Consider the following 1,708-nt stretch of genomic DNA (forward strand, 5'->3'; position numbering starts at 1 on the left):
TCGAGCCAGGGTGGGTCGGGTTCGGGGTCGTGGTACCAGCCGGGTGGGCGGGTGGTGCGGGTGACGCCAGACGGGGTGCGGACGACCAGGCGGCCGTCGGGGAGCAGGGTGAAGGACCAGCCGCGGGCGTGGGTCTTGATCCGGTGGTGCCGCCGGCACAGGCAGCACAGGTTCTCGCAGGCGGTCGGGCCGCCGCGGGCGTAGGCGGTGCCGTGGTCGAGGTCGCAGCGGCCGGGGCGGCGGCGGCAGCCGGGCATCCGGCAGTGCCGGTCGCGGGTGGTGACCAGGCGGCGCTGCGCGGCGGTGGGCCGGTAGCCGCGGGTCGGCGGCGGCGGCCGCAGCCCGGGGCCGCCGGCCGGGCCGGTGCTGCTCGGCGAGCTGGTCCCGCTCGTGCCGCCGGTCGGGCCGATCCCGCCGGTCGGGCCGATCCCGCCGATGCCGCCGATGCCGCCGGTCGGGCCGATGCCGCCGATGCCGCCGGTCGGGCCGGGGGCGCCCGTGCCGCCGACCCCGTCCGCGGCACCGCCGGGTCCGGTGCCCTGGGCGGCTCGGTGGCGGGCGCCGGTCCGGCGGCGGATGCGGCGGCCGGTGCCGGCGGCGCGGCGCAGCTCGGCGCGGGTGGCCACGGCCAGCGTGGCGCCGGTGGCCGGGTCGTCGATCGCGACGTGGATCGAGCCGCCGGCCGGGGCCGGCCGCAGGTCGAGCACGTCGAGTGCGGCGAGCAGCTCGCGGCAGTGGGCGGCGGAGATCCACTCCCCGTTCAGCTCGGCCGGCGCCGCCGCGGCGGGCGCGTCCGGGCCCAGCGCGGGCAGCGCGGCGTGCAGCAGCAGCTGCGCGGTCACCGGCGGGCGGGTGGTGTCCCACGGCCGCAGGATCAGATCCAGCGCCGCGGCCGAGCGCAGCACGCCGATCGGCCGGTCGTCGCCGTCGGCGCGCAGCCAGCGGGCGTACTGGTCGACCGCGTCCCGGGCGGCGGACACCGCCGGCAGCGGCCCCTCCACGACCAGCCGGCCCAGATCGTCGGCGGTGCGCTGCACGTGCACGTCGGCGCGGCGTTCGGCCTCCGCGCGGCGGCGCTCGCGGGCCGCGGCGTCGATCCGGTACAGGTGGTAGCGGACCCGGTCGGCCAGCCGGGCCGGCGGGCAGCCCGCGGCGCCGGGCAGCACCCGCGCCTGCACCGCCGCGGCGACCGCGTCGTCGGCCTCGCCGAGCAGGTCGAGCAGGATCCGCGCCTGGCGCACGGTCAGCCGCCCGGCCCACAGCTCCGCCCAGGTCGCCGACAGCGTCGTGGTGAGCAGCACCGCCTCGGCGGCCAGCCGGCTGGCCTCGGCCTCCGAGCAGTGCCGGATCAGCGCCAGCTCGGCGACGAAGTCGTCACAGACGTCGGCCAGCGCCGCCGGCCGCGCCGCCCGGGCGTCCGGCCCCGGGCCGCCCCGCGGGCCGACGGCGGTGTCCCGCTCGGCCGAGCGGCGGCGGGCCAGCTCGGCGATGGTGGCCGCCTGCCGGGCGTGCTCGCGGGCCATCCGGGCGTCGGCCGACCAGATGTCGCAGACCAGCTCCAGCTCCGCGGCCGACCCGGGCGGCACCACCTCGGCGGGCAGCACCGGCACCGGCTCGCCGTCCTCCGGCGGCCGCGGCCCACCCCCGTCCCACCACATACCCGCACCGTAGCCACGGGGTCCGACAGTTCCCGCTGCTCAGCCGGCGG

The 1,708-nt window shown here is 80.7% G+C and carries 1 protein-coding gene; it reads right to left on the reverse strand.

Going from position 1 to position 1,708, the window contains the following annotated elements; genetic code table 11:
- Positions 1-1,658 (reverse strand): HNH endonuclease signature motif containing protein (locus tag OF117_RS22010; RefSeq protein ID WP_263554997.1); only part of this gene is annotated, 1,658 nt, incomplete at its 3' end.
- Positions 1,659-1,708 lie beyond the last annotated feature (50 nt).

It is taken from the genome of Geodermatophilus sp. YIM 151500, from assembly GCF_025716945.1.
In the GTDB taxonomy this organism is placed as follows: Bacteria; Actinomycetota; Actinomycetes; order Mycobacteriales; family Geodermatophilaceae; genus YIM-151500.